Source organism: Hydrocoleum sp. CS-953 (genome assembly GCF_002260545.1).
Classification (GTDB): Bacteria; Cyanobacteriota; Cyanobacteriia; order Cyanobacteriales; family Microcoleaceae; genus Trichodesmium.
Genome location: NZ_LGSU01000569.1, coordinates 1 through 3673, shown reverse-complemented (window position 1 = coordinate 3673; position 3673 = coordinate 1). Strand labels below are relative to the sequence as shown.

The following is a 3673-nucleotide window of genomic DNA, read 5'->3' as shown; positions in this document are numbered from 1 at the left end:
GCTAATAATTCCTCACGGGATAATTGTAATAGTATTAGTAACTTTTAATTCTCCTTGGAGATTAATTATTCCTTCCAATACAATGAGTTAATAACTAATAGCTGATATAGCAATCAGGAATGAGATGTGAGAAAAAACTGTAGGGGTTTGGAAACCAAACCCCGTTAGATAAAATATTACAAATTATCACAAATTACAACTGATTGCTCTAACTGATAGCTAATAGCTGAATGCTTACAAAATAACTATTCACTTAGACGATAAATACTTCCATAATATGAATACTTCAACTCAAAAATCTTATTATCAAGTTGGTGGTTGTCTTCCAAAAAATGCACCTAATTATGTTCAGCGACGAGCAGATGCAGATTTCTATGAAGGTCTAAAAGCGGGTGAGTTTTGTTATGTTCTTAATTCTCGTCAAATGGGAAAATCTAGTTTGCAAGTTAGAACAATTCAAAGATTACAAAAAGAGGGTATTTATTGTGTGGCGATCGACATTTCAGAAATTGGTAATCGGGGTGTTACTATTGAACAGTGGTATGCAGGTATTCTCAGAATATTAGAAAATAATTTTGATCTATCAGAATATGTGAATATTCGTACTTGGTGGCGGGAACGAGATTATCTGGCTCCTGTACAAAGATTAAGTGAGTTTATTGAAACTGTATTACTGACACAAATTAATCATAATATTGTGATTTTTATTGATGAAATTGATAGTATTCTTGCTTTAGATTTCCCTGTGGATGATTTTTTAGGGTTTATTCGAGCTTGTTACAACAAACGCGCTAATAATCAAGAATATAATCGTCTAACTTTTGCTTTGTTGGGAGTTAGTACACCTCAAGATTTATGTCAGGATAAAAGTAGTACACCTTTTAATATTGGCAGGGCAATTGAACTAACTGGTTTTCAATTAGATGAAGCTTTACCATTGATGGATGGATTAGTCGAAATTTGTCAGGAACCGGAGGCAGTTTTACAAGAGGTTTTAACTTGGACTGGAGGGCAACCATTTTTAACTCAAAAGCTCTGTAAACTATTAATTGAAAATGGAGAATTAATTATTAATTCGGCAGAGGGAGTAGCAGAAATTGTGAGGTCAAAAATAATTCATAATTGGGAAGCACAAGATATACCAGAACATTTAAAGACTATTCGCGATCGTATCTTCAGAAAGGATGAAAGAATAGTCAGGAGATTAGGATTATATCAGGAAATTTTACAGAATAATTTGACGGGAATAGTAGGGGATAATAGTCCGGAACAAATGGAACTTAGGTTATCTGGATTAGTAGTTAAACGAGATAGTAAGTTAATAGTTGCTAATCCCATATATGGGACGGTTTTTTATCAAGAAATGATTATTGAGGAATTGGAAAAATTGCCTCCATATTCGGAGGAAATTAAAGCATGGCTCAATTCTAATTGTGCAGATAATGGCTATTTATTGCAAGGTCAAAATTTACAATCAGCTTTAATTTGGGCAGCCGGAAAAAGTTTAAGAAATCAAGATTTCCAATTTTTGACTACTAGCCAGAAATTAGTATTAGATGCTCAGACAGAAACTTTAGAATCAACAAAAATCGAAACTCAAAAAGCTCAAGCAGAAGTTGTTAAAGCACAAAAAAAAGCTAAACGTTGGATTCAAATAGGTTCCACTATTTTAGGTATATCTTTGATTTTTTCCATAAGTTTTTCACTATTAGCTCATCAAAGATTTAAACTAGCAAAATCTAGTCGGGAAATTGAACAAACTGGCACTGATGCTTTATTATTAGCTATCAAACAATCGGCAACAAATCAGGAATTATTAGAAGCTTTACCCAAAGCTATTTCTGCTGGACAAAGATTAAAATCTTTAGTAAATAAAAATACTCCTCTAGCAGAATATCCTGCCACTAGACCAATATTAGCTTTACAAATGATTCTTGATAAACTTGATGAACAAAAACAATTTCAAGATAGTATACTTCAGAAAAGAAAAATTATTTTGCAAGGTCATCAGGGTGCAGTTACCAGTATAAAATTTAGTCCGAACCAAGAATTTTTAGCCTCAGCAGGAGTAGATGGAAAAGTAATTATTTGGAATCTGGAAGGCAAAAAAATTACAGAATGGCAAACAGAACAAAAATCTGTTAATAGTCTCATTTTTCATCCTGATGGTAAATATTTAGCAACTGCTGGTATAGATATTCCTGTGCAAATTTGGAACCTATCATCATCGCCCATAACTATATCCTCTAATAAAATTTTGGATAATAATGGTTTAATTAGAAGTGTTCGTTTTAGTCCTAATAGCAATTTTTTAGCAACATTAGATGGCAAATCTACTATTAGGTTATGGGATATATCTGAAAATAAATTTCAAACCCTAGATGTAGAAGCTATTAGTATGAACTTTAGCATCAATAAACCTCAGATGTTACTAACAGCAACATCAAATGGAGTAGTAGAAATGTGGCAGATTTATACAGGTAGATTAGTCAATAATTTTCAAAGTTTACATTTGGATACTAAGCTAGTTAATTTTAGTCCTGATGGAGAATTAATAGCTACTGTTGGAATTGATAGTATTGTGCGACTTTGGAATTTATCAGGGCGACAGATTAGCCAATTTGAATTTTCAGAAAATGTGATTGATATAGCCTTTAGTTTAGATGGTAAAAAAATTGCTGTAGCTGATAGTAATGGTCAAATTTGGTTAAGGTCTGTGGAAAATTTGGAGGAGCTTTTGAGTAAAGGTTGTAGATTTTTAGAAGAAAGACCAAACTATTTTATGAGAGTAGGAGAATTTTGTGAGGGCGAATATAGCAATTCTAAATAAGTCTTCAACAATTAATAATTACCTCTTCTGTAATAGAAGGATTGACTAAAAGGATTTGTTTTTCTTTTTTCTCTTGAAATAGAAGGCTTTATACCTTAATTTTTCGGTAATATTTTATTGTAGGGGTTTGGTCTCCAAACCCTACTTGGGTTTGCTGAAAAAGTCTTTTTTAAGGAATGGGGAGTAGGGGAGTAATTTTTTTGCCAATCTTGGCTAAAATGCTAACTTTTTGAGGATAAAGAGCTGAAAATTAAGATATTTCAGACCATTAAATTCACCTGATTTATTGTAAATGCTTTGAGATTTAATCAGCAAGTTCCTAGTAAAAATAGGGAGATTTAGAGACCAAACCCCTACAGTTTTTTTTCCACAAATGCTGACAAATTTTCTTCCTTCTTCCTTCTTCCTTCTTCCTTCAATTAATATTAATAGGTGGTAAATTTGGTTGAGGATTAACAACTCTTCTCAATAATTCTTGTTGAGCTTGTTGAGGGTTTTGACCACGAGGAACTTGATATAATAATCGACAAGAACCACCTATAGCAGCACAAACCATTGGTTGTCCGTTTTTAGATACACCTACTGTAATATTCCTATATCGACTTCGTTTTTGAGTAGATAAAATTCCAGATACTCTAGTACATCTAGTAAGAGCATCTTCTCCTGATTGAGCAAAATAATTATTAGCACCCCAGAGAATAATTGGAATATTCTTGCCTTGTTTATTAGCAATTGTAGCTGGAGTTGCGCCAATTCTACCACAGAAAAAATTAGGAGTCTGAGCCTTAGCAGAAAGATTACCGATAGAGAGATTTAAAAATCCAATTACCGTGGCAGTAACAA

At 32.8% G+C, this 3673-nt stretch carries 2 protein-coding genes; one reads left to right on the top strand and one right to left on the bottom strand.

Annotated elements, in window-relative coordinates; all coding sequences use genetic code 11:
* Positions 1-277: 277 nt before the first annotated feature.
* Positions 278-2830 (top strand): AAA-like domain-containing protein, encoded by a 2553-nt coding sequence (locus tag AFK68_RS06155; RefSeq protein ID WP_094672016.1) that lies wholly within the window; start codon positions 278-280, stop codon positions 2828-2830.
* A 415-nt stretch (positions 2831-3245) separates the two neighbouring features.
* Here AFK68_RS06155 and AFK68_RS06150 read toward each other — a convergent pair.
* Positions 3246-3673, bottom strand: a 428-nt coding sequence (locus tag AFK68_RS06150) for a COP23 domain-containing protein (protein ID WP_143437613.1), incomplete at its 5' end; no start/stop codon positions are given.